Source organism: Bacillus pretiosus (genome assembly GCF_051294775.1).
GTDB classification, from domain to species: domain Bacteria; phylum Bacillota; class Bacilli; order Bacillales; family Bacillaceae_G; genus Bacillus_A; species Bacillus_A wiedmannii.
In genome coordinates this window covers 1-279 of sequence record NZ_JBPPHF010000673.1, presented here as the reverse complement: position 1 = coordinate 279, position 279 = coordinate 1, and the positions used below count along the sequence as shown (strand labels likewise).

At 39.8% G+C, this 279-nt stretch carries 1 pseudogene; it reads right to left on the bottom strand.

Annotation, left to right across the window (positions count from 1 at the left end):
* Positions 1-279: pseudogene (locus ACSG5Z_RS32640) on the bottom strand (NADP-dependent phosphogluconate dehydrogenase); the annotation flags it as partial.

The following is a 279-nucleotide window of genomic DNA, read 5'->3' as shown; positions in this document are numbered from 1 at the left end:
ATCATATTCCTCAGAAGCTGCCTTCAATTGCGTGAATCCTTGTGCATAAGAACAAATTTTACTCATATATAAAGCTTGGCGCACCGCTTCAATTAATTCGGCTTTTTCAACTCCAATTGCCGTTTTATCTTTAGGTCCAGATAAAACTTTGCTTGCGTTCACACGCTCTTCTTTTAAAGCAGAAATGCAACGTGCAAATACAGATTCCGTGATAATAGGCAGAGAGATACCTAAATCAAGTGCGCTTTGACTTGTCCATTTCCCTGTACCCTTTTGTCC